The sequence below is a fragment of the Pseudomonas sp. Pseusp97 genome (assembly GCF_047304025.1).
Classification (GTDB): Bacteria; Pseudomonadota; Gammaproteobacteria; order Pseudomonadales; family Pseudomonadaceae; genus Pseudomonas.
Map to the genome: position 1 here is coordinate 76,866 of NZ_JBGLYK010000003.1, position 21,885 is coordinate 98,750.

Here is a 21,885-nt window from a genome sequence, read left to right on the forward strand (position 1 = left end):
TTCGTAGGAGCGGGCTTGCTCGCGAACGGGTTGGGCTTCGGTGCCGTGCGGTTCGCGAGCAAGCTCGCTCCTACAGGTTGGCGGCATCCTCGTTTCGTAGGAGCGGACCTTGTCCGCGAAGTCCTGCCGCCACGCTGGAGATGAAGGCGCCTCCATGGCGGCACGTGGGCGCCACACCTTGGCGTTTCCCGGCGGCGGCAGATTCCGCCCCGAGGGATTTCGCGGACAAGGTCCGCTCCTACGCCAATTGCCGGCCTGGCGCTCCTGCAGTTTCGATCAGGCTGGCTTTTCCGCTGCCTGCCAGAGAATCTCTTCCACGCCCTGGCGGCGGGCGATGAAGCGGGCGGCGACGAACAGCAGGTCGGAGAGCCGGTTCAGGTAGCGCAGGCCCGCGCCTTCCAGTGGTTCCTCGGCATTGAGTTGCTGGCAGCGGCGTTCCGCGTTGCGTGCCTGGGCGCGGCACAGGTGGGCGAGGGCGACGAGGCGGGAGCCGCCGGGCAGGATGAAGTTCTTCAGCGGCCCGAGTTCCTCGTTCCAGCGGTCGATCACCTCCTCCAGGCGCTCCACTTCGGCGTCGTTCAGCGCGCGGTATTCCGGCATCGCCAGCTCACCCCCCAGGTCGAACAGACGATGCTGGATCGGCGCCAGTACGCCGATCGCTTCTTCCAGCGCGCTGCTGCGCGCCTCGTGCAGTCCGGCCAGCAGCAGGCCGAGATGACTGTTCAGCTCGTCCACCGCGCCCATGGCTTCCACCCGCGGGTGGTGCTTGGGCACGCGGCGGCCATCGGCCAGGCCGGTTTCTCCGGCGTCGCCGGTACGGGTGTAGATCTTCGACAGACGATTACCCATGGTTCATTGCTCCTTGTCGCCCTGCGCCAATAGCGGCAGCGGCGGGGAAATCTCGGCGGCCAGCGGCAGACGAATGGTGAAGCAGGTGCCGACGCCCAGCTCGGACTGCACCTCCATCTGTCCCTTGTGATTGTTGGTGACGATGAAATACGAGACCGAAAGCCCCAGCCCGGTACCCTGACCGACTTCCTTGGTGGTGAAGAAGGGCTCGAAGATGCGTTTGCGCACGTTCTCCGGCATGCCGCAGCCGTTGTCTTCCACCTGGATTTCCGCCCAGGGCGGATTGAGCCGGGTGCGCAGGATGATGCGGCCGAACTCGCCTTCTTCCTCGTCATCGCGCAGGTGGATGGCCTGGGCGCCGTTCTTCAGCAGGTTGAGCAGCACCTGCTCGATTTCGTTGGCGATCACCGGCACAGGGCCGAGGCGCTTGTCGTACTCGTGGACGATTTCCAGCGACTTGAAATCGAAGCCACCGGTCAGGTCGAAGTCGTTGCCGGCGATCTCCACGGCCTGTTCCAGCAGTGCCGGCAGCTCGCAGGCGGCCATCTGCCGGTGGCTGCGGCGGCTGAAGGAGAGCATGTGGGTGACGATCTTCGCCGCCCGCGAGCCGGCGTACTGGATGCCGTCCATCAGCTTGGGAATCTCCCGCGCTTCCAGATAGTGGTTGAGGTCGTCCAGGCGTACGCCGACTTCGGCGGCCACTTCCAGGTTCTTCGGCAGGTCCGGTGACAGGCGCCGGCGGATGTTCTGCACGTTGTGCAGGATCGCGCCCAGCGGGTTGTTGATCTCGTGGGCCATGCCGGCGGCGAGGCCGCCCACGGAAAGCATCTTCTCCGACTGCACCATCATCTCCTCCATCCCGAGGCGATCGGTGATGTCGTCGATACGGATCACCGCGCCACGCCCGGTGCCGCCCATCAGCGGGTAGAAGGTCAGCGCATAGTGGCGCGGGGCGTCGGTGAGCGCCCAGGTGACGCGCTCGACGCGCTCGACCTTGTGCTGCTCGGCTGCGCGGGTGAGCTGCGGCAGGAACGGCTTGAGCGAAGGGAAGGCGAGGAACACCGGCTGGTTCACCGCGTCGTCCAGGCTGGTGCCGGAGAGCTGGCTGGCCTCCTGGTTCCATTGGGTGACGTAGAGCTGCTCGTCCACCGCGATCAGTGCCGACGGCATGGAGTCGATGATGCTGTTGAGGTAGTGCTGGAAACCGGTGAGCTTCTTCTCGATCTTGCCGCGCACCTGGACTTCCAGCTCCAGCTTGCGGTTCGAGCGGCGGGTCTCCTCGGCCAGCGACTGGGCCTGCTCGACGGCTTCCTGGGCATCGTCGCGGGCGCGCTTGAGCTGCTGTTCGCGGGCCTCGATGCGGGTGAGCATGGTGTTGAAGGCGTCGGCGAGGCGACCGATCTCGTCGGCATTGCCGCGCTCGGCGCGCAGGGCGTAGTTCTCCTCGCGGGTAACCTGGCGCGACAGCTCCTCCAGGCTGCGGATCGGCCGGGTGATGAGGCGGCGGATCTGCTGGGCGATGAGCAGCCAGAGCAGCACCGAGACGGCGAGGATCACCAGGCTGGCGGTGAGGGTGCCGGTATAGAAGGCGCCAGGCAGTTCGCTGCTGGCCACCAGCAGCAGGTAGCCGCTGTTGCGCCCGGCCTGGGGCAGTTCGAACAGGGCGTTGAGGCGGTATTCGTGCTCGCGCCAGCGCTCGAGATGATCCAGGCGCTCCGGCAGGGCCACCGGGCCATTGCCCGGCGTCTGCGCAATACGCTCGCCATTGCTGTCGTAGAGCGCGGCGGCACGCAGCGGCTGATAGTCGTCCAGCTGGCGCAGCAGCACCTGGGCCTGGGTCGGCGAGGATAGTGCCGGCTCGCTGAGCGCGGGGTTGGCGATCAGCCGGCCGATGGTCTGCAGCGCCTGGGGCGCGACGCTGTCTTGGGATATCCAGTAGGCAGCACTGATGAAGGCCAGATTGGCCACCAGCATCACGGTCGCCAGCAGCACCAGCAGGGCGGCGAGGATTTTCTGGCCGACCGGCAGGTCTTCCAGGCGCTGGCGCAGGTTCATGGGTGAAGGCATGGGCGCGTCAAACAGAAAAGCAGGGGAGGCGGGCAGGGTAGCCCGCCATCAGTTGTCGGGCAATCCGCGCGCCGCCAGGTAGTTCCGCAGGCGCTCATGCAGGTCGCGCAGTCGCGGCAGCGCCAGGTTCAGGCGATCACCTTCGCGGCAGGCATGCCCGAGCAGGTAGGCGATCTCGCTGCGCCGGCCCTTGGCGACGTCCTGGTACATCGAGGAGAAGTTCGCCGCGGTGGCGCCGATCACCCGCTCCACGTCGCCCTGCAGCTCGCGGGCGGCAGCGGCGTAGCCGACGGCGTGCAGCAGTTGGCCCAGTTCGTCGCAGAGGCTGGCGACTTCACCGGGGTGGCCGGCCAGTTCACCGTTGCGGCATTGGTGCAGCACCGTGAGCGGGTTGATCGCGCAGTTCAGCGCGAGCTTGCGCCACAGGCGTTCGAGGATGTCGCCGCTCCACTGCACGGGAATCTCCGCGCGGCGCAGGTCGGCCAGCCATTCCGGTGCGGCGCCGCCCTGTTCGTCGCCCAGCCAGGTCTGGCCCTGGCCTGCGAACACCACGCGGAAATCGGACTCGCGGAAGGCACCTTCGGTGCTCGACGCATACAGGCAGCGGGCGCGGGGCAGGTGCGCGCTGACTGCCTGCTGGCTGCCCAGGCCATTCTGCAGCAGGACGATCTCGGCAGCGGGTGCCAGCCGCGCGGCGACGCTGGCAGCGGCGGATTCGGCGTCATAGGCCTTGCAGGCCAGCAGCAGGCGCTGGATCGGGGCGCCCTGGGCGGCAGTCTCCGCCGGGATCGGGTAGAGGCTCTCGCGGCCGTCTTCCACCAGGGTGACGCCGCCGAGGGCGCGGTAGGCATTGAGGCGCTGGCGGTCGCGCAGCAGCAGGCGCACCGGCAGGCCGGCGCGGGAAAGGCGGGCGGCCCACAGGCAACCGAGGCTGCCGGCGCCGAGGATGGTCCAGGTCATGGGAATAACTTCGCGGGTCGAGGGCTTACCGCGAAGTTTAGCGCAGGCCGGTCAGCCGGCTGGCGTTGATTCGCCCGCTGGCGAAGGCGTCGGGCAGCAGCGCACGGCCTTGCTGCATCACCTGTTCGACTTCCAGGGGCAGCGCCTTGGCGTCGAGACCGACCAGGCTGATGCCGGCCTTGAGGGTGACGAAGCCTTCGCTGGTCTTGAAGGCCTTGAGGTTCAGGCCTTCATGCAGGCGGCGGAAGCTGCTGGGCGAGCATTCCTGCAGGTCTTCGAGCAGGGTGATCAGGGCGAAGTGCTGGCCATCGATGCGCGCCAGGACGTCCAGCGGCCGCACCAGTTGTTGCAGCCGACGGGCGACGCCATGCAGCAGTTCGTTCTGGAACGGCTGGCCGTGCTTCTGCCCCAGTTCGGCCAGCTCCGGCAGGCCGATCAGCATGTAGCACACCGCACCGCCGCGGGATTCCACCTGGCGGATGCTGTCGGCCAGCTTCTGCTTCAGGTAGCGCTGGTTGCCCAGGCCCGTGGCGCTGTCCACCAGGTTGCGCTCCTCCAGGCTGGTGATGTTCTCGGTGAGCAGGCGGTTTTCCATCAGCAGGCGCTGCAGGGTGTTGCTCAGGCGGTCGGCGGCCAGCACGCGCGGCACCAGTTGCTCGTTCATCGAGGACTTGCTGACGAAGTCGTCCACGCCTCGGTCGAAGGCTTCGGCCAGGGCGTTGTCGCCCTCCTTGCCGGTGAGCAGGATGATGTAGGTGTAGTGGTCGCCGCTCTCGTCCAGCTGGCGCACCCGGGCGGTCAGTTCCAGGCCGTCCATCTCGGGCATCAGCCAGTCGGCGAGAAGGACGCTGACCGGCTCCTTTTCCAGCAGGTCGAGCGCTTCGCTGGCACTGCTGGCAAAGCGTACGTTCTGATAGCCTGCCTGGCTCAGCGCGCGGCCGATCATGGCGCTGGAGAACTTGGCATCGTCGACCACCAGGATGCTGAGATGGTTGGTTGGCATGAAAAGGAATGTCTCGCAAACGGGTGGGAAATGCCGACTCTCGCTGTCAGAGGCCGGGCGCGGTCGTATCTGTCAGTTATAATGACCGCGCATTTTTATCGTCAAGCCAGGCTCGATGCTGACTGTGAACCGCATCGCGCCGTCCATCTGGAGAGATGTCATGCCTTCGTTCGACGTGGTGTCCGAACTGGACAAACACGAACTGACCAACGCCCTGGATAACGCTGCCAAGGAACTGGACCGCCGTTTCGACCTGAAGGGCAAGTGCAGCTTCGAAACCAAGGACAAGTCCGTCACCCTGACCGCCGAGGCGGATTTCATGCTCGAGCAGATGCTCGACATTCTTCGCTCCAGCCTGGTCAAGCGCAAGATCGATGTGCAGTGCATCGAGACCAAGGATCCGTTCGCCTCGGGCAAGGTGGTCAAGCAGGAAGTGAATTTCCGCGAGGGCATCGACAAGGACCTGGCGAAGAAGATCGTCGCGCTGATCAAGGACAAGAAGCTCAAGGTACAGGCCGCCATCCAGGGCGAGCAGGTACGTGTCACCGGCAAGAAACGCGACGACCTGCAGGAAGCCATCGCGCTGCTGCGTGGCGAGTCGCTGGGCATGCCGCTGCAGTTCAACAACTTCCGCGACTGATTCCCTTCAGCGGAACCTCGTCGCCCGAGCGACGTCGCAGTTAAGAGTCGCTCGGCGAACACCCGACCGCCATGGCTTGCCATGGCGGTTTTGTTTTTGGAATGGCAATAGACAAGGGGCCTGCATCCATGGATATGAATTACGAGCACATCGTCAACAGCGCGGAGGCCTGGACGCCGGTCGTCCTGGCCTACCTGGGCAATGCCGTGCTGGCGCTGCTGACCCTGCTGATCGGCTGGTGGGTGATCAATCTGCTGACCCGCCGAGTGGGCGGCGTATTGTCGACCCGCCACGTGGACAAGACGCTGCAGGGCTTCATCGGCAGCATGGTGAACATCATCCTGAAGATCCTGCTGATGGTCAGCGTGGCCTCGATGATCGGCATCCAGACCACCAGCTTCGTCGCGGCCATCGGTGCCGCCGGCCTGGCCATCGGCCTCGCGCTGCAGGGCAGCCTGTCGAACTTCGCCGGCGGCGTGCTGATCCTGCTGTTCCGTCCGTTCAAGATCGGCGACTGGATCGAGGCCCAGGGCGTGTCCGGCACCGTGGACAACATCATGATCTTCCACACCGTGCTGCGCACCGGTGACAACCGCACCGTGATCGTGCCCAACGGCGCGCTGTCCAACGGCATTATCACCAACACCTCGACACAGACGACCCGCCAGGTGACCTTCGACGTGAAGCTCGCCTACGACGCCGACCTGGATGGCGCCCGTGCGATTCTCAAGGAACTGGCCGAGGACCCGCGCGTGCTCAAGTCTCCCGCTCCGGTCGTGGTCGTCGCCGGCCTGGGCGAGAATTCTGTGACCCTGTCGCTGCGCCTGTGGACGGCCAATGCCGACTACTGGGCCATTACCTTCATGCTCAACGAGCAGGTACGCCTGCGCTTGCGCGATGCCGGCATCGACCTGGCGCCGAACAAGGTCGTGCGTGTGGTCAAGGGTGAAGAAGCTTCCGTGCTCGCCGATTGATCGCGGCGGATCGCCAATGAAAAAGGCCGGCAATTGCCGGCCTTTTTCATCTGCGCTGCTTTATCGCTCAGCGTCAGTGCCTTTCGGCGCTGGGGTGCTGCGCTGGCGCTTCCGCGGGGGGCTCGGCGGCGCCGTTGGCGATGTCGTTCCTGCGCTGCAGCCACAGCCAGCCGATCAGCAGCAGGGTGGGAACGCCCAGCAGGGCGGTGAAGAAGAAGAACCGCTCGTAGCCCATGCCCTCGACCATGGCGCCGGAGTAGCCGCCGATGAAGCGTGGCAGCAACAGCATGGTGGAGCTGAGCATGGCGTACTGGGTCGCGGAAAACTTCAGGTTGGTCAGGCTCGACAGGTAGGCGACGAAGGCCGAGGTGGCGAGGCCGCCGCTGAAGTTGTCGAGCATGATGGTCACCACCAGCATGGTGACGTGGGGTTCCAGCACCTTGAGCAGGGCAAACACGTTCTGGCCCATCAGGTGCGGATCGTCGATCGCGCCCATCTGCGCCAGCATGGCGAACAGCAGGTTGGTCGCGGCCGAGGCCGCACCGCCGATGAACAGGATCGGCAGGATGCTGAAGCGGGCGATCAGGACCCCGCCTGCCGCGGCGCCCACCAGCGTCATGATCACGCCGAACAGCTTGCTGACGGTGGCGATGGTGTCCTTGGTGAAGCCCATGTCGATGTAGAACACGCTGGCCATGGTGCCCATGACGGTGTCCGACATGCGATAGGTGGAAATCAGCCCGAGCAGGAGCAGCGCCTGCCAGCGGTAGCGGCGGACGAACTCGGTGATCGGCGTCAGCACCGGTGCCATCAGCAGGCGGCCGGGTGCCGAGATGCAGCTCAGGGCGATCAGCAGGTAGAGAATGGCCAGCCACCATTTGCCGGCTTCGGTCATGTTGATGAACGCGGTACCGGTCACCAGCAGGATGATCAGCACGATCACCGACACGGCCTGGTGGACGAAGTCGAACTGCGGCAGGCCGCGGCCATGCACGGCCAGCAGCAGCGGGCGGCGTACTTTCGACAGCAGCTCGCGCACCGGGCGGATCTGCCGGCGGCCATGGGGCGTCATGCAGACGCCGATGAAGATCGCGTACAGCGCGGCGCGCGGCCAAGCCTGGGCGGTCAGTGCCGTGAGCATGGCCGGCACGGAAATCAGCAGCACCAGCAGGGTCAGCACCGAGAGCAACTGGTGGTTGAAGGCGAAGGCCGAACTGCCCGCCTGCGGCTGCACGTTCACCGGTGGCTCTTTCATCAGCAGCGTGGTGATCAGGCCGGGCAGGATGGCCAGGGCGCACACCGCGTAGGTCAGCGCCCAGGCCGACTGGCTGTAGTGCAGGGCGCTGGAGCCGGCCCATTCGGCAAGGAACAGCACGCCGGCGGTAGCGAACAGCACGGCGACCCGGTAGCCGGTCATGTAGCAGGCGGCCAGCGCGGCCTGGCGGGTGTTCTCGGCGATCTCCAGGCGGTAGGCGTCGATGGCGATGTCCTGGGTGGCGGAGGCGAAGGCCACCATCATCGCCAGGGCGATCAGCCAGTTCAGGTGCGCTTGCGGGTTGCACAGGGCCATGCCGAGCAGGCCGATGGCTATCAGCCCCTGGGAGAACACCAGCCAGGAGCGGCGGCGGCCCAGGCGCCCGATGAAGGGCAGGCGCCACTGGTCGAGCATGGGCGACCACACCCATTTGAAGGCGTACACCAACCCGATCCAGCTGGCGAATCCGATGGTTTCCCGAGCCACGCCTGCTTCACGCAACCACACCGAGAGGGTGGAAAGCACCAGCATATAAGGCAGGCCGGCGGCGAAACCCAGCAGCAAAAGCGCGAGGCTGGCGGGAGACTTGTAGGCAATCCATGCCTCTCGCCAGGAATGCTCTTTCATGGGGGGTGTTTTCCAGCAGGACGAAAAATTACGCGAACTCTACTAGGACTGCTCGCCGCTAGGCCAGCCGTGCCGACGTATGTCCACCCGATCGTTATGGATTCTGACACCCTCCGCACGCAATCGTGCGCGCTGCTCGTTACCCGAGACGGTGCCCAGCGGCAGGCTGATGCGTCCGCCCGAAGCGATGACGCGGTGCCATGGCAGGCGCGTGCCCTCGGGCAGTTGTCCGAGGATGCGTCCTACAAGCCGCGCGGAACGGCCCAGGCCAGCCAGGCGGGCCACATCGCCGTAGGTGATGACGCAGCCTTCCGGCACCTGGGCGATGACCAGGAATATTGCCTCGCGACGCACCTGCAGGCTTTCCAGGCCGAGATCGGCAACCGGAGCGCTGGACGGAAGCTTGGGCTTGGGCATCGGAGGCACCGTGGCAGAGGGGCTGAGGCTCAGGATACAGCCTCGAGCGGGGCGGACAAGTGAGCCGATTGGTAAGGCCCATCTGTCAGTCATTGTGAACTCCGTGCACCTGGGTCTGTCAGTCGTTGCTCTAGCGTCGGGTATCTGGATAATGCCCGGCTTTTTGCCCATTCAGTCCAGTTGAATCCGACTCATGTTCCCCAGAAGCCTGCTTTGTGTCGCTCTCGCCTCCTGCTCCTTCTCCGCCCTCGCCGATACCGTCTGGTTGAAGAATGGTGACCGCCTCACCGGCACCATCAAACTCTACGACGGCGGCAAGCTCCTGCTGGCGACCGACTACGGCGGAGAAATCACGCTGAAGTCGGACAAGATCAAGACGCTGGAGACCGACCAGAATCTCCTGGTGAAGTACGACGAGGAAACCGGCGAGCATTCCAAGGGCCTGAAGGCCTCCGAGCAGGGCAAGGTGACCCTGGTCAATGGTCAGCCTCGCACGGTGGAGCTGGCGCAGATCGAGCAGATGATGCCGCCCAAGCCGATCCTGGAAGACTGGGTATGGACCGGCAACGTCGATTTCTCCCTGGACCACAAGCAGGCGGAGAACGATGTCGAGGACTACGACATCGACTTCAAGACCAACGCCCGCCACGGCCGCTGGCGCCATAACCTGCAGGGCGAATACAACCGCGAGAAGAAGGACGACGCGGTCAGCACCAACAACTATTCGGCGCAGTACGCCCTGGACCGCTTCCTCGACGAGCACTGGTTCTGGCAGGGGCAGGCGCAGTACAAGCGCGACTGGATCGAGGACCTGCAGAAGAAGCGCACCATCGGTACCGGCCCGGGCTACCAGTTCTGGGACAACGAGCTGGGTGCGTTCTCTCTCGCCACCCTGGTCAACCGCAACGACTACGAATTCGTCGACGACGAAAAGTCGCACTTCTACAGCACCAGCCTGAAGTGGGACTACAACCGCTACCTGCTGGCCAAGCAATTCGAGCTGTTCACCAACGGCGAGGTGAGCAAGCCGCTGGAGTCCAATGTCGAGTACGAGCTGGAGAGCGAGGCGGGCATCCGCTACAAGCTCACCTCCTGGGCGTCCCTGAGCCTGAAGGCGGAGTGGGACAAGCTCAGCGGCAACGACGGTGACGTCAACGAGCGTCGCTATACCGTGGGGCTGGGCGTGGGCTGGTAAGACCGCATTCTGTAGGAGCGAGCTTGCTCGCGAACCAAGCCTCAACGCGGGGCTGTGTTCGCGAGCAAGCTCGCTCCTACAAAGAACAAAAAAGCCCCGCGCTGGCGGGGCTTTTTCATGGGCGGGCGGATTACAGGCGCAGGCCGCCGTCCAGCTCCAGCACGCGGCCGGTGTAGTAGTCGTTCTCGAGGATGTAAGCCACCGAGTGGGCGATTTCCAGCGGCTTGCCCAGGCGCTTGAGCGGAATGCCCGAAGTCATCTTCTCCAGGGCCTCGGGCTTCATGCTGGCGACCATGTCGGTCTCGATGAAGCCGGGCGCCACGCCCGCCACGCGGATGCCGTAGCGCGCCAGCTCCTTCGCCCAGACCACGGTATCGGCGGCGACGCCGGCCTTGGCTGCGGAATAGTTGGCTTGGCCCATGTTGCCGGCGCGGGAGATGGAGGAGATGTTGACGATCGCGCCTTCGTTCTTCAGCTCGATCATCTTCGCCGCCACTTCGCGGGTGCAGAGGAACACGCCGGTCAGGTTGACGTCGATCACCGCCTGCCACTGGGCCAGGCTCATCTTGCTCAGCTCGCCGTCCTTGACCTTGATGGTCAGGCCGTCGCGCAGGATGCCGGCGTTGTTGACCAGGCCATTGATGGCGCCGAAGTCGCTGGCGACCTGGGCCACCATGTGGGTAACCTGTTCTTCATTGGCGACGTTGCAGAGGTAGGCGCGGGCGTCACCGCCGGCGGCATTGCAGGCAGCCACGGCTTCGTCCAGTTTTTCGGCATTGAGGTCAACCAGCGCGACGCGCGCGCCCTTGCCGGAGAGGTACTCGCCCATGGCGCGGCCCAGGCCCTGGCAGCCACCGGTGATGATGATTACCTTGTCTTTCAATTGCATCGGAACAACCCCACGAACAGTTTCTGGTGAAAGGCCCCGCCGGCAGCTGTGAACAGAGTCATCCTGCCCGTCCGTTTACGACGGATTCTTTGCGAGGAGTCAAAAGTTGAGCGTGAAAGCTGCCAAGCATGCCCGAGAACTGCTGCTCAAGGAATACCGCGGCGTCCTCTCCACCCACTCGAAGAAGTGGCCCGGGTTCCCCTTCGGCTCCGTCGTGCCGTACTGCCTGGATGAGGCAGGGCGCCCGCTGATCCTGATCAGCCGTATCGCCCAGCACACCCATAACCTGCAGATGGACGGCAAATGTTCGCTGCTCATCGGCGAGCGCGGCGTCGACGATATCCAGGCTGCCGGCCGCCTGACCCTGCTGGCCGAGGCGCTGCTGATCGAAGACGTCGACGCCATCGCCGGCGCCGCCGAGCGTTACTACCGCTATTTCCCCGGCTCGCAGGACTACCACATCGTCCACGACTTCGATTTCTGGGTGCTGGAACCCGTGCAGTGGCGCTTCATCGGCGGTTTCGGCGATATCCACTGGCTGGGTGCCGACAGCGTGCCGCTGGCCAATCCCTTCGTCGGCGAGACGGAGAGGAGCATGGTCGAGCACATGAACAGCGACCATGCCAGTGCCATCGAGCACTACGTCGAACTGGCCGGGCTGCCCGCCGGCAAGGAAGTACAGCTGGCGGGAATTGATACTGAAGGTTTCCACCTGCGCATCGGCCAGGGCCTGCACTGGCTGCCATTCCCCGCGCCCTGCGGCAATGCTGGCGCGGTCCGCCAGGCATTGGTGCAACTGGCCAAGGCGGATGTGTGGCCGGGCAATGAAGTGATCCAGGCCTAGCAGCCCTTGGCTTTTCCCTTGAAAAGGGCGCGGGGCGTCACCACCTAGCTTTCTACCCGGGCAACGACCCCGCCAAGGATTCATCGATGCGAGTTCCCCTGTTTCTGATTCTTCTGTTCCCGCTGATCGAGCTGGCCGTGATGATCAAGGTCGGCAGCGTGATTGGCGTGGGCTGGACGCTGCTGCTGATCATCGCTGGCGCCTTCATCGGCGCCGCAGTACTGCGCGTGGCCGGCGTCGCCACTGCGCTGCGTGCCCGTGAGCGGCTCAATCGCGGCGAGCTGCCCGAGCAGGAAATGCTCGAGGGTCTGGTCATCGCCCTGGGCGGTGGCCTGCTGATGCTGCCGGGCTTCATCAGCGACGTCGTCGGCCTGCTCTGCCTGATCCCCTTCACCCGCCGCCTGATGCTCGGTCGTGTGCGCCAGCGCATGCAGGAACAGGCCGAGCGCCGCCGCGCCTTCGCCGACGATCCGGCGGCCCAGCACCGCAGCGGGCCCAGCGTGATCGAAGGCGAATACCAGCGCCGCGAAGAAGACCGCGATCGTCTGCGCTGAGCCGCGGACGGCTGGCTGGCCCGAAGCCTGCGTTCAGCAAAATTTTTTTGGTCACACCCTTGAAATGCCTTGCAGCGACCTTATGTACCGGTCACCGCAAGGTCCCTGTCGATGACAGGCTGCTCTTTTCGCGACTCGCCTGTCGGGTCGCAAACCGGCACCGCCGGATTCAATAAAACCTGCCGGGCATCGATCCGGCCGTTGGAAATCACAGTTTGGGAGAGTTACGACTATGAAGCTTCGTCCTCTGCATGACCGCGTCGTCATCCGTCGCAGCGAGGAAGAGACCAAGACCGCGGGCGGCATCGTGCTGCCGGGTTCCGCCGCCGAGAAGCCGAACCGCGGTGAAGTGGTCGCTGTTGGTGCCGGCCGCGTCCTGGACAACGGCGAAGTTCGCGCCCTGGCCGTGAAAGTGGGTGACAAGGTGGTCTTCGGCCCGTACTCGGGCAGCAACGCCATCAAGGTCGACGGTGAAGAACTGCTGGTGATGGGCGAGTCCGAGATCCTCGCCGTCCTGGAAGACTGATTCCGCGTCCTATCCAACCCACTGAATTCGATTTAGAGGAAACAGAACATGGCTGCTAAAGAAGTTAAGTTCGGCGATTCCGCCCGCAAGAAAATGCTGGTCGGCGTAAACGTCCTGGCCGACGCGGTAAAAGCGACCCTGGGCCCGAAAGGCCGTAACGTCATCCTGGACAAGAGCTTCGGCGCTCCGACCATCACCAAGGACGGCGTTTCCGTCGCCAAGGAAATCGAACTCAAGGACAAGTTCGAGAACATGGGCGCCCAGCTGGTGAAAGACGTGGCCTCCAAGGCCAACGACGCTGCCGGTGACGGCACCACCACCGCTACCGTCCTGGCTCAGGCCATCGTCAACGAAGGCCTGAAGGCCGTCGCTGCGGGCATGAACCCGATGGACCTGAAGCGCGGCATCGACAAGGCGACCATCGCCATCGTTGCCCAGCTGAAAGACCTGGCCAAGCCGTGCGCCGACACCAAGGCCATCGCCCAGGTCGGCACCATCTCCGCCAACTCCGACGACTCCATCGGCAACATCATTGCCGAAGCCATGGAAAAAGTCGGTAAAGAAGGCGTGATCACCGTCGAAGAAGGCTCGGGCCTGGAAAACGAACTGTCCGTCGTGGAAGGCATGCAGTTCGACCGTGGCTACCTGTCCCCCTACTTCATCAACAAGCCGGACACCATGGTTGCCGAGCTTGATGGCCCGCTGCTGCTGCTGGTCGACAAGAAGATCTCCAACATCCGCGAAATGCTGCCGGTGCTGGAAGCCGTTGCCAAAGCCGGCCGTCCGCTGCTGATCGTGGCTGAAGACGTCGAAGGCGAAGCCCTGGCTACCCTGGTCGTCAACAACATGCGTGGCATCGTCAAGGTCGCGGCCGTCAAGGCTCCGGGCTTCGGCGACCGCCGCAAGGCCATGCTGCAGGACATCGCCATCCTGACCGGCGGTACCGTCATCTCCGAAGAAGTCGGTCTGAGCCTGGAAGGCGCCACCCTGGAGCACCTGGGTAACGCCAAGCGCGTCGTCCTGAGCAAGGAAAACACCACCATCATCGACGGCGCCGGCGCCCAGGCTGACATCGAAGCCCGCGTCCTGCAGATCCGCAAGCAGGTCGAAGAGACCTCTTCGGACTACGACCGTGAGAAGCTGCAGGAGCGTCTGGCCAAGCTGGCTGGCGGTGTTGCCGTGATCAAGGTTGGCGCTGCCACCGAAGTCGAGATGAAAGAGAAGAAAGCCCGCGTCGAAGACGCCCTGCACGCTACCCGTGCTGCGGTCGAAGAAGGCGTGGTTCCTGGCGGCGGCGTCGCTCTGGTTCGTGCTCTGCAGGCCATCGAAGGTCTGAAGGGCGACAACGAAGACCAGAACGTCGGTATCGCTCTGCTGCGTCGCGCCGTTGAGGCTCCGCTGCGCCAGATCGTTGCCAACTCCGGCGATGAGCCGAGCGTCGTGGTCGACAAGGTCAAGCAGGGTTCGGGCAACTTCGGCTACAACGCTGCTACCGGCGTGTACGGCGACATGATCGAGATGGGTATCCTCGATCCGGCCAAGGTCACCCGTTCGGCTCTGCAAGCCGCTGCCTCCATCGGTGGCCTGATGGTCACCACCGAGGCCATGGTTGCCGAAGTGGCTGACGACAAGGCTGCTCCGGCCATGCCGGACATGGGCGGCATGGGTGGCATGGGCGGCATGATGTAAGCCACCCGGCACCTGCTGTAAGAAAAAGCCCCGCCTTGGCGGGGCTTTTTCATGGGCGTCGGATATGCCACCATGCGCCGCAGGAGATGGCATTCCTCCTTCAACCGCCCTTGTGGCTGATGATGCCTACGCATAGACCTGGAAAGGCGCGTAGGCGCTCGCCTGCAGCCTGTCCAAACTTCCCACTTCCAGGACAGGACCATGTGGAAATCCATTCTCGCCGTCTCCCTCGGAGCCGCCCTCGGGGCGCTGCTGCGCTGGGTGCTGGGGCTCAAGCTCAATACCCTCCTGCCGTCCATGCCTCCCGGCACGGTGGTTGCCAACCTGGTTGGCGGCTACATCATCGGCGCGGCCATCGCCTTCTTCGCCAACACGCCCGGTGTAGCGCCAGAATGGCGGTTGCTGATCATCACGGGCTTCTGCGGCGGCCTCACCACCTTCTCGACCTTTTCCGCCGAAGTCGTCGTGCTGTTGCAGCAAGGCCGGCTGGCCTGGGCAATGGGCACCGTCGCCACGCACCTCGCCGGTTCCCTGCTGATGACGCTGGCCGGGCTCTGGTCGGTGCAGGCGCTGATGGGGCGATAGGCCTGGAGCGGGCCCAAGCCCGCGCGGTGCAGCGGTGAGGGTTCATCGCTAGAGTGTGAAAATTCCGTCAAAGGCGCTTAAGTTCCATTTAAGCTGGTTACGCTAGGATGCATCGCGTTCGAGGAGAGCCTATGCGCATTCTGTTGGTTGAAGACAATCGGGACATCCTGGCCAATATGGCCGATTACCTGGGCCTCAAGGGCTACACGGTGGATTGCGCCCAGGATGGCCTGTCCGGATTGCACCTGGCGGCGACTTCCCACTACGACCTGATCGTGCTGGATGTGATGCTGCCGGGCCTGGACGGTTTCACCCTGTGCCGTCGCCTGCGCGAAGACGCGCGCCGCGATACCCCGGTGATCATGCTCACCGCCCGCGACCAACTGGACGACCGCCTGCAGGGCTTCCGCTCCGGCGCCGATGATTACCTGCTCAAGCCCTTTGCGCTTTCCGAGCTGGCCGCGCGCATCGAAGCGGTGCTGCGCCGCAGCCAGGGCGGCGGACGGCGCGAACTGCAGGTCGCGGACCTGAGCTACAACCTGGATACCCTCGAGGTGAATCGCGCCGGCAAGCCGCTCAAGCTCAACCCCATCGGCCTCAAGCTGCTGGCAGTGCTGATGCAGAAGAGCCCGCACGTGGTGCGCCGCGATGTGCTCGAGGAAGCCGTGTGGGGCGATGACTGCCCCGACAGCGACAGCCTGCGCAGCCATGTTCACCAACTGCGCCAGGTGATCGACAAACCTTTCGGTTCCTCCCTGCTGCACACGGTGCATGGCGTCGGCTACAAGCTGGCGGAGGAAACGCATGGAGTATAAGCAGAGCCTTTCCCGACGGATTGTCTTTGCCTTCGTACTCATGACCGCCGCCGTTGGCGGCCTGTTTTCGGTAGGAATCGTCGGCGTCGTCCACATCGTCGAGGAGCGCCTGATCTCGCGTGACCTGGGCGGCGAACTGGACCGCATCATCAATGAGGACCTGGGGAACGGCCAGGCACCCAAGCTCGACCCCGGCATGCGTTTCTTCATCAGCGATGGCGCAGGCGTCTACGCCATGCCGCCGGCGCTGCGCCGTCTGGATGCCGGCTTCCATGAGGTGTTCGACGGCGAGCTGTCGTTTCATGCGCTGGCCCGCGATATCGATGGCCGCCGTTTCGTCCTGTTGCAGGACCAGAGCGACTTCGAGGCGCGCGAGCAGATCCTCTACGCCGCGGTGGTCACCGGCTATGTATTGAGTCTGACGCTTTCCGGCCTGCTGGGCTGGCTGCTGTCGCGCAAGGTCATGGAGCCTGTGTCGCGCCTCGCGCGCCAGGTTCGTCACCGCGACCAGCTGCTCGACCTGGCGCCGCCCATGTCGCCGGACTACGCCAACGACGAGGTGGGCGAGCTGGCAGCGGCCTTCGATTACGCCATGGGGCGGCTGCACGATGTGCTGACTCGGGAAAAGCTCTTTACCAGTGATGTCAGCCACGAGTTGCGTACGCCATTGATGGTGATCGCCACGAGCTGCGAGTTGCTGGCGGAGGAGCCGGGATTGAGCTCCCGGGCGCACGCGCAACTGGCCAGGATCGCCAGCGCCTCCGAGGAGATGCGTGACCTGGTTCAGACCTTCCTTCTGCTGGCCCGTGCACAGCGCAAGGACGCCAGCATCGTTCCTCAGGCGGGGCTCCGGCAGATCGCTGACGACCTGGTGGTTCAATGGCGAGGCACGATTGAAGAGAAGGGTCTTACATTGGAATACGACCCCGCTGAGGCGATGCCGGGGCAGTTCAATGGTACTTTCCTTCGTTCCGTGATGAGTAACCTGTTGCGCAACGCCATGCATTACACCGAAAGCGGCAGCATCCGCTTACAACTTGGTCCGAATGGATTCTGGGTCGAGGACACCGGTGCCGGCATTCCGGAGGAACAGCGCGAGGCGGTTTTCCAGCCCTTCGTGCGCGGCCAGAACCCGCGTGGCGAGGGGCTCGGGCTGGGGTTGTCGCTGGTCAAGCGGATCTGCGCCTCCGAAGGCTGGGACGTCACGCTGCGACCCGCGGAACCCCATGGCTGTCGCTTCGAAGTTCGCCTAGCCGTCGTTTGACAAAATCTTCACAAGTGCGTGACCCGGCTGTGACAGGCTGGTTCGTATCGTTCGCCCTGAATTCGGGAAAGGTAATAATCCGATGAGTGAAAAATCCGTCGACCTGGAGTTCTCCCAAAAGTACGACCGTCAGCACGCAGAGCGTTACCTGCGCAAGCATCAGGCCGGACTGTCCCGGAAACTTTCCCACTGGCGCGATGTCCAGATAGGCCGCCAGGCACTCAAGCTCGCTGGCCAGCCAAACCTGGTGCTCGACCTGCCCTGCGGTGCAGGTCGCTTCTGGCCGATGCTGGCCGAGAAGGAGAATCGGGTGATCATCGGGGCGGACAATTCCCCGGATATGATCGCCGTGGCCTGTGCCGGTCAACCGAATGAGGTTGTAAAACGCGTCCGACCTTTGCAGACTTCGGCGTTTGCCATCGATCTGCCCGACAATGCCGTCGATAGCATCTTCTCGATGCGCCTGATGCACCACATCGGCGAATCCGACGATCGCTTGACGATGTTGCGCGAATTTCACCGCGTAACTCGCGATTCGGTGATCCTGTCGATGTGGGTGGATGGCAACTTCAAGTCCTGGAAACGTGCGCGCGCCGAGTCGACTCGCAAGAAACACGCCTACCAGAACCGCTTCGTGATTCCCGCCAAGACCATCGAGGCGGAGTTCCGCCAGGCTGGTTTCAAGGTCCAGGATCACATTGATTTCGTCCCGCTCATCCATATGTGGCGGGTGTACATTCTGCGTAAGGAGTGATGGATGGCCGTTGATCTGGCTTCGCTGCAGCAAATTTCCGGTGAGAACGCCATCGACCGTTGGCTCCAGGTGCCCGGCAAGTGGGTCGAGGAGCCAAACCGTCGGCGCGGCGGCGAAAGCGGCGTGCAGCGAGTCCTGACCTCTGACGGCCGGATGCTCTATCGCAAGCAGCAGATGGGCCACATCTACCGTGACCTGCTGCACCCCTTCGGCTACCCCACTGCCATTCGCGAGCGCAACGCGCTCAAGGCCGCCGAGGCCCTTGGCGTGCGGGTGCCGACCCTGGTCTATGCCGGCTGCCGCAAGGTCGATGGTGAATGGCAGGCCCTGCTGGTCACCGAATCCCTGGATGGTTTCAGCAGCCTCGAAGACTGCTACGCCCGCGGCGACCAGGAGAAGTGGGGCGACGCGCTGCACCAAAGAATTCTGCAACATTACGGTAGTACCCTTGCCAAGCTTAACGCCGGCCGTTGGCAGCATGGCTGCCTCTACCTCAAGCACGTCTTCGTGAAGGTGGACGGCGACAAGATCGAAGTGGCCCTGATTGACATGGAAAAAGCCCGCCAGCGCTTCAGCGCCCAGCGTGCTGCCCGTCACGATCTTCGCCAAGTAAAACGCCGCTCGTCGTGGACAGAGGCGCAATGGCAGGCCTTTGTCTATGGTTACCAAGCGGCGTTTGGCAGCGCCATCAAAGGGTTGCAGACATGAAGTTAGAAATTACGCGAGGTTTGCTCCTCATCGGCGCGCTCGGGGTGGCGACCCTGGCGGCGGCGGCCTGGCATGAGCCGGGGCCTTCGGTCATTTCCGGACAAGGCGGCCTGGACACCTGCCCGATACCGCCCAACCTGCGCGCCAAGCAACAGGACGTTCGTCCGGATGATGACCTGCTGCTTTTCCTGTTCGGGATGTCGCAGAGCAAGGCCCGCTGATTTCGATTCAAACCCCAAACCCCGCCTCGGCGGGGTTTTTTATGGGCGGCGGGTTTAGACTGCCGGTTCAAGCCTGCAATGAGACGAGCATGAGCGACAGCGCATTTTCCCGGCGGACCGTGCAGAACCTGCTGGATACCGACTTCTACAAGCTGAGCATGATGCAGGCGGTGCTGCACAACTACCCCAACGCCGAGGTGGAGTGGGAGTTCCGCTGCCGCAACGAAGAAGATCTGCGCGCCTACCTGGACCCGCTGCGCGAGCAGATCGAGCGTCTGGCAGAGCTTTCCTTCTCCGCTCAGGACCTGGCCTTCCTCGAACGCATACCGTTCTTCAAGCCTGACTTCATCCGCTTCCTCGGCCTGTTTCGCTTCAACCCCCGCTATGTTCAGCTGGGCGTGGAGAACGAGGAGCTGTTCCTGCGCCTGAAAGGCCCGTGGCTGCATGTGATTCTCTTCGAAGTGCCGCTGCTGGCGAGCATCAGCGAGGTACGCAACCGGCACCGTCATCCGGGCACGACATTGACGATGGTCCGCGAGCGCTTGCAGGAAAAGTTCGACTGGCTGCGCAAGGAGGCCAGCGCGGAAGAACTGGCCGGCTTCAAGATGGCCGACTTCGGTACCCGCCGGCGTTTCTCCTATCCCGTGCAGGAAGCCGTGGTGCGCGACCTGCGCGATGGTTTCCCCGGCCAGTTCGTCGGCACCAGCAACGTTCACCTGGCGCGCGAGCTGGGGGTGAAGCCGCTCGGCACCATGGCCCATGAGTGGCTGATGGCGCACCAGCAGCTCGGCCCGCGGCTGATCGACAGCCAGGCCGCCGCGCTGGATGCCTGGGTTCGCGAGTATCGTGGGCAACTCGGCATTGCCTTGACCGATTGCATCACCATGGACGCCTTCCTGGCGGATTTCGACCTGTACTTCGCCAAGCTTTTCGATGGCCTGCGCCACGATTCGGGCGACCCGCTGGAATGGGCGGAAAAGGCGATCCGGCATTACGAGCGCCTGGGTATCGATCCGCTGACCAAGACCCTGGTGTTTTCCGATGGCCTGGACCTGCCGCGCGCCCTGGAAATCTACCGCGCGCTGCGGGAGCGCATCGACGTCAGCTTCGGCATCGGCACCCACTTCACCTGCGATGTGCCGGGCGTGCAGCCGATGAACATCGTGCTCAAGATGACGGCCTGCAATGGCCACCCCGTGGCGAAGATCTCCGACGCGCCGGGCAAGACCCAGTGCAAGGACGAGAACTTCCTGCACTACCTCAAGCATGTCTTCAAAGTACCGGGCTAGCCGATTGCGCAGCGCAGCGGGACGGGCCACTCTTGCTCGAGCACTCATTGCGACAGGCCCACTGAAGGGGAACAACGGATGTCAGCCACGAACGAACTCATCATCGGCGCAGGGCCCGACGGGCAGCCGGTCGGCCAGTCCTGGAAACTCGCCAACCGCCACGGCCTGATCGCCGGCGCCACCGGCACCGGCAAGACGGTGACGCTGCAGCACCTCGCCGAGTCCTTCAGCGATGCCGGCATCGCCGTATTCGCCGCCGACATCAAGGGCGACCTGTGCGGTATCGCCGCCGCCGGCAACCCGCAGGGCAAGGTGGCCGAGCGCATCGCCAGCATGCCCTGGCTGAACCACAGGCCACAGGCCTACCCGGTCAGCATCTGGGACGTCGCCGGCAAGACTGGCCATCCGCTGCGTACCACGCTGTCGGAAATGGGCCCGCTGCTGCTGGCCAACCTGCTGGAACTGACCGAGAGCCAGCAGGCCGCGCTGTTCGCCGCTTTCAAGGTGGCCGACCGTGAAGGGCTGCTGTTGCTCGACCTGAAGGACCTCAAGGCGCTGCTCAACCACTTCAAGGAACACCCGGAAATCCTCGGCGAGGACCGCGCATTGTTCACCGGTGCCTCGTCCCAGGCGCTGCTGCGGCGCCTGGCGCTGCTGGAGCAGCAGGGCGCCGAGGATTTCTTCGGCGAGCCGGCGCTGCAGCTGGAAGACCTGCTGCGGCCCGAAGCCGACGGCCGCGGCCGCATCCACCTGCTGGACGCCAGCAAGCTGGTGCACGACGCGCCCAAGGTCTACGCCACTTTCCTGCTGTGGCTGCTGGCCGAGCTGTTCGAGCAACTGCCCGAGCGCGGCGATGCGGACAAACCGATTCTGGCGCTGTTCTTCGACGAGGCGCACCTGTTGTTCAACGGCACGCCCAAGGCCCTGCAGGATCGCCTGGAACAGGTGGTGAGGCTGATCCGCTCCAAGGGTGTTGGCGTCTATTTCGTCACCCAATCGCCAGGCGACCTGCCCGATGACGTGCTGGCGCAGCTGGGTCTGCGGGTGCAGCACGGCCTGCGCGCTTTCACCGCCAAGGAGCAGAAGTCCCTGCGCGCGGTGGCGGATGGCTTCCGGCCCAACCCGGCGTTCGACACCTTGAAGGTATTGACCGAACTGGGCATCGGCGAGGCGCTGGTCGGCACGCTGGAAGAGAAGGGCACTCCCGCGATGGTCCAGCGTGTGGCCGTGGCGCCGCCGCAGTCGCGCATCGGCCCGCTGACCGACGCCGAGCGTGCCGATGTCATCCGTCGTTCGCCGCTGGCGGGCCGCTACGACCAGCCGATCGACCGCGAGTCAGCCTATGAAAAACTGACCGGCCGTGCGGACGACAAGATGGCGCCGACCGAGCAGAAGGGGGAGAAAGGCAGCGGTACCGATTTTGGCGGGATTGCCGGCGAGATCCTGGGATCACTGGCCAGCCAGGTGAGCAAGACGGTGGTGCGCCAGGCGGCGAACCAGATTGGCCGGCAGCTGGTGCGCGGGCTGATGGGGGCGCTGCTGGGCGGTAGCAAGCGACGGTGAAAGCCGGGTGCGCGTAGCGCACCCATGGCGATAACCCGTTCCGGGTTATGCGTCCTATGTCCCCCTGTTGGCGGTGGACTCTGTGTGAAACGGTTCGGGGGCGAAAGACGGCAGAACAAAGGGGGGGGGTGGGGGGTTGTGGGCGGGGTGTGGGGGAAAAAAAAAATAGGCCCCCAGCGGCGGTTTGTTTTAGGGGG

21 protein-coding genes, 1 pseudogene and 1 riboswitch are annotated in these 21,885 nt (G+C 64.3%); of the genes and pseudogenes, 15 read left to right on the plus strand and 7 right to left on the minus strand.

The window, feature by feature from the left end; genetic code table 11:
* Positions 1-276 precede the first annotated feature (276 nt).
* From ACCC94_RS01515 to ACCC94_RS01530, 4 genes and pseudogenes are all read right to left on the minus strand, one after another.
* Entirely contained in the window at positions 277-849 is a 573-nt protein-coding gene (locus ACCC94_RS01515) for a cob(I)yrinic acid a,c-diamide adenosyltransferase (RefSeq protein ID WP_413347714.1), read from the minus strand.
* A gap of 3 nt (positions 850-852) precedes the next feature.
* Complete coding sequence (locus tag ACCC94_RS01520; RefSeq protein ID WP_413347730.1) at positions 853-2,904, minus strand: ATP-binding protein; 2,052 nt, start codon at positions 2,902-2,904, stop codon at positions 853-855.
* Between the two features lie 60 nt (positions 2,905-2,964).
* Positions 2,965-3,876 carry a putative 2-dehydropantoate 2-reductase gene (locus tag ACCC94_RS01525; RefSeq protein ID WP_413347715.1) on the minus strand — a complete coding sequence of 304 codons (912 nt, stop codon included), beginning with the start codon at positions 3,874-3,876 and terminating at the stop codon, positions 2,965-2,967.
* Positions 3,877-3,913: 37 nt separating this feature from the next.
* A pseudogene (locus ACCC94_RS01530) lies at positions 3,914-4,903 on the minus strand (response regulator); the annotation flags it as partial.
* A 136-nt stretch (positions 4,904-5,039) separates the two neighbouring features.
* Here ACCC94_RS01530 and ACCC94_RS01535 point away from each other — a divergent pair.
* Entirely contained in the window at positions 5,040-5,519 is a 480-nt protein-coding gene (locus ACCC94_RS01535; protein ID WP_259759419.1) for a YajQ family cyclic di-GMP-binding protein, read from the plus strand.
* Positions 5,520-5,647: 128 nt separating this feature from the next.
* Positions 5,648-6,493, plus strand: a complete 846-nt coding sequence (locus tag ACCC94_RS01540) for a mechanosensitive ion channel family protein (RefSeq protein ID WP_413347716.1) — start codon at positions 5,648-5,650, stop codon at positions 6,491-6,493.
* A 73-nt stretch (positions 6,494-6,566) separates the two neighbouring features.
* Here ACCC94_RS01540 and ACCC94_RS01545 read toward each other — a convergent pair whose 3' ends face one another.
* Both ACCC94_RS01545 and ACCC94_RS01550 read right to left on the minus strand, forming a co-directional pair.
* Positions 6,567-8,375 (minus strand): AmpG family muropeptide MFS transporter, encoded by a 1,809-nt coding sequence (locus tag ACCC94_RS01545; protein WP_413347717.1) that lies wholly within the window; start codon positions 8,373-8,375, stop codon positions 6,567-6,569.
* Positions 8,376-8,417: 42 nt separating this feature from the next.
* On the minus strand, positions 8,418-8,792 hold the full coding sequence (locus tag ACCC94_RS01550) for an MGMT family protein (protein ID WP_413347718.1): 375 nt from the start codon (positions 8,790-8,792) through the stop codon (positions 8,418-8,420).
* Between the two features lie 193 nt (positions 8,793-8,985).
* Between ACCC94_RS01550 and ACCC94_RS01555 the strand changes: the two genes are divergently transcribed.
* Positions 8,986-9,987, plus strand: a complete 1,002-nt coding sequence (locus ACCC94_RS01555) for a DUF481 domain-containing protein (protein ID WP_413347719.1) — start codon at positions 8,986-8,988, stop codon at positions 9,985-9,987.
* A gap of 130 nt (positions 9,988-10,117) precedes the next feature.
* Here ACCC94_RS01555 and ACCC94_RS01560 read toward each other — a convergent pair whose 3' ends face one another.
* Positions 10,118-10,876, minus strand: coding sequence for an SDR family oxidoreductase (locus ACCC94_RS01560; protein ID WP_413347720.1), 759 nt, complete (start codon positions 10,874-10,876; stop codon positions 10,118-10,120).
* Between the two features lie 106 nt (positions 10,877-10,982).
* Here ACCC94_RS01560 and ACCC94_RS01565 point away from each other — a divergent pair, with 106 nt between their 5' ends.
* The 12 genes from ACCC94_RS01565 (at position 10,983) to ACCC94_RS01620 (ending at position 21,688) form a co-directional block, all read left to right on the plus strand.
* Positions 10,983-11,720 (plus strand): HugZ family protein, encoded by a 738-nt coding sequence (locus ACCC94_RS01565; RefSeq protein WP_413347721.1) that lies wholly within the window; start codon positions 10,983-10,985, stop codon positions 11,718-11,720.
* 86 nt (positions 11,721-11,806) lie between these two features.
* Complete coding sequence (locus tag ACCC94_RS01570; RefSeq protein WP_253452625.1) at positions 11,807-12,274, plus strand: FxsA family protein; 468 nt, start codon at positions 11,807-11,809, stop codon at positions 12,272-12,274.
* A gap of 232 nt (positions 12,275-12,506) precedes the next feature.
* On the plus strand, positions 12,507-12,800 hold the full coding sequence (locus ACCC94_RS01575) for a co-chaperone GroES (protein ID WP_009617968.1): 294 nt from the start codon (positions 12,507-12,509) through the stop codon (positions 12,798-12,800).
* A gap of 48 nt (positions 12,801-12,848) precedes the next feature.
* A complete protein-coding gene (groL, locus tag ACCC94_RS01580; RefSeq protein ID WP_192431525.1) occupies positions 12,849-14,489 on the plus strand; it encodes a chaperonin GroEL in 1,641 nt (546 codons plus the stop codon).
* Positions 14,490-14,562: 73 nt separating this feature from the next.
* Positions 14,563-14,625: riboswitch (Fluoride riboswitch) on the plus strand.
* 65 nt (positions 14,626-14,690) lie between these two features.
* Entirely contained in the window at positions 14,691-15,074 is a 384-nt protein-coding gene (gene crcB, locus ACCC94_RS01585; RefSeq protein WP_413347722.1) for a fluoride efflux transporter CrcB, read from the plus strand.
* Between the two features lie 131 nt (positions 15,075-15,205).
* The gene (locus ACCC94_RS01590) at positions 15,206-15,889 is read left to right on the plus strand and encodes a response regulator transcription factor (RefSeq protein WP_045209652.1); all 684 of its coding nucleotides are present in this window, start codon (positions 15,206-15,208) and stop codon (positions 15,887-15,889) included.
* Positions 15,879-17,153, plus strand: coding sequence for a sensor histidine kinase (locus ACCC94_RS01595; protein WP_413347723.1), 1,275 nt, complete (start codon positions 15,879-15,881; stop codon positions 17,151-17,153). The genes ACCC94_RS01590 and ACCC94_RS01595 overlap by 11 nt, the downstream gene beginning before the upstream one ends.
* A gap of 82 nt (positions 17,154-17,235) precedes the next feature.
* A complete protein-coding gene (locus ACCC94_RS01600) occupies positions 17,236-17,907 on the plus strand; it encodes a class I SAM-dependent methyltransferase (RefSeq protein WP_413347724.1) in 672 nt (223 codons plus the stop codon).
* Between the two features lie 3 nt (positions 17,908-17,910).
* On the plus strand, positions 17,911-18,615 hold the full coding sequence (locus tag ACCC94_RS01605; RefSeq protein ID WP_413347725.1) for a lipopolysaccharide kinase InaA family protein: 705 nt from the start codon (positions 17,911-17,913) through the stop codon (positions 18,613-18,615).
* On the plus strand, positions 18,612-18,836 hold the full coding sequence (locus ACCC94_RS01610) for a hypothetical protein (protein ID WP_413347726.1): 225 nt from the start codon (positions 18,612-18,614) through the stop codon (positions 18,834-18,836). Before ACCC94_RS01605 ends, ACCC94_RS01610 begins: the two co-directional genes overlap by 4 nt.
* A gap of 89 nt (positions 18,837-18,925) precedes the next feature.
* A complete protein-coding gene (gene pncB, locus ACCC94_RS01615; RefSeq protein ID WP_413347727.1) occupies positions 18,926-20,125 on the plus strand; it encodes a nicotinate phosphoribosyltransferase in 1,200 nt (399 codons plus the stop codon).
* A gap of 78 nt (positions 20,126-20,203) precedes the next feature.
* On the plus strand, positions 20,204-21,688 hold the full coding sequence (locus ACCC94_RS01620) for a helicase HerA-like domain-containing protein (protein ID WP_413347728.1): 1,485 nt from the start codon (positions 20,204-20,206) through the stop codon (positions 21,686-21,688).
* The last annotated feature ends 197 nt before the right edge of the window (positions 21,689-21,885 follow it).

Bases quoted from the DNA above. Each gene is read 5' to 3' on its own strand.
- ACCC94_RS01590 (WP_045209652.1), top strand. From the start codon at position 15,206: ATGCGCATTCTGTTGGTTGAAGACAATCGGGACATCCTGGCCAATATG.
- groL (WP_192431525.1), top strand. From the start codon at position 12,849: ATGGCTGCTAAAGAAGTTAAGTTCGGCGATTCCGCCCGCAAGAAAATG.
- ACCC94_RS01520 (WP_413347730.1), bottom strand. From the start codon at position 2,904: ATGAACCTGCGCCAGCGCCTGGAAGACCTGCCGGTCGGCCAGAAAATC.
- ACCC94_RS01550 (WP_413347718.1), bottom strand. From the start codon at position 8,792: ATGCCCAAGCCCAAGCTTCCGTCCAGCGCTCCGGTTGCCGATCTCGGC.
- pncB (WP_413347727.1), top strand. From the start codon at position 18,926: ATGAGCGACAGCGCATTTTCCCGGCGGACCGTGCAGAACCTGCTGGAT.
- ACCC94_RS01610 (WP_413347726.1), top strand. From the start codon at position 18,612: ATGAAGTTAGAAATTACGCGAGGTTTGCTCCTCATCGGCGCGCTCGGG.
- ACCC94_RS01600 (WP_413347724.1), top strand. From the start codon at position 17,236: ATGAGTGAAAAATCCGTCGACCTGGAGTTCTCCCAAAAGTACGACCGT.
- ACCC94_RS01535 (WP_259759419.1), top strand. From the start codon at position 5,040: ATGCCTTCGTTCGACGTGGTGTCCGAACTGGACAAACACGAACTGACC.
- ACCC94_RS01525 (WP_413347715.1), bottom strand. From the start codon at position 3,876: ATGACCTGGACCATCCTCGGCGCCGGCAGCCTCGGTTGCCTGTGGGCC.
- ACCC94_RS01540 (WP_413347716.1), top strand. From the start codon at position 5,648: ATGGATATGAATTACGAGCACATCGTCAACAGCGCGGAGGCCTGGACG.
- ACCC94_RS01595 (WP_413347723.1), top strand. From the start codon at position 15,879: ATGGAGTATAAGCAGAGCCTTTCCCGACGGATTGTCTTTGCCTTCGTA.
- ACCC94_RS01620 (WP_413347728.1), top strand. From the start codon at position 20,204: ATGTCAGCCACGAACGAACTCATCATCGGCGCAGGGCCCGACGGGCAG.
- ACCC94_RS01575 (WP_009617968.1), top strand. From the start codon at position 12,507: ATGAAGCTTCGTCCTCTGCATGACCGCGTCGTCATCCGTCGCAGCGAG.
- crcB (WP_413347722.1), top strand. From the start codon at position 14,691: ATGTGGAAATCCATTCTCGCCGTCTCCCTCGGAGCCGCCCTCGGGGCG.
- ACCC94_RS01605 (WP_413347725.1), top strand. From the start codon at position 17,911: ATGGCCGTTGATCTGGCTTCGCTGCAGCAAATTTCCGGTGAGAACGCC.
- ACCC94_RS01545 (WP_413347717.1), bottom strand. From the start codon at position 8,375: ATGAAAGAGCATTCCTGGCGAGAGGCATGGATTGCCTACAAGTCTCCC.
- ACCC94_RS01570 (WP_253452625.1), top strand. From the start codon at position 11,807: ATGCGAGTTCCCCTGTTTCTGATTCTTCTGTTCCCGCTGATCGAGCTG.
- ACCC94_RS01555 (WP_413347719.1), top strand. From the start codon at position 8,986: ATGTTCCCCAGAAGCCTGCTTTGTGTCGCTCTCGCCTCCTGCTCCTTC.
- ACCC94_RS01560 (WP_413347720.1), bottom strand. From the start codon at position 10,876: ATGCAATTGAAAGACAAGGTAATCATCATCACCGGTGGCTGCCAGGGC.
- ACCC94_RS01515 (WP_413347714.1), bottom strand. From the start codon at position 849: ATGGGTAATCGTCTGTCGAAGATCTACACCCGTACCGGCGACGCCGGA.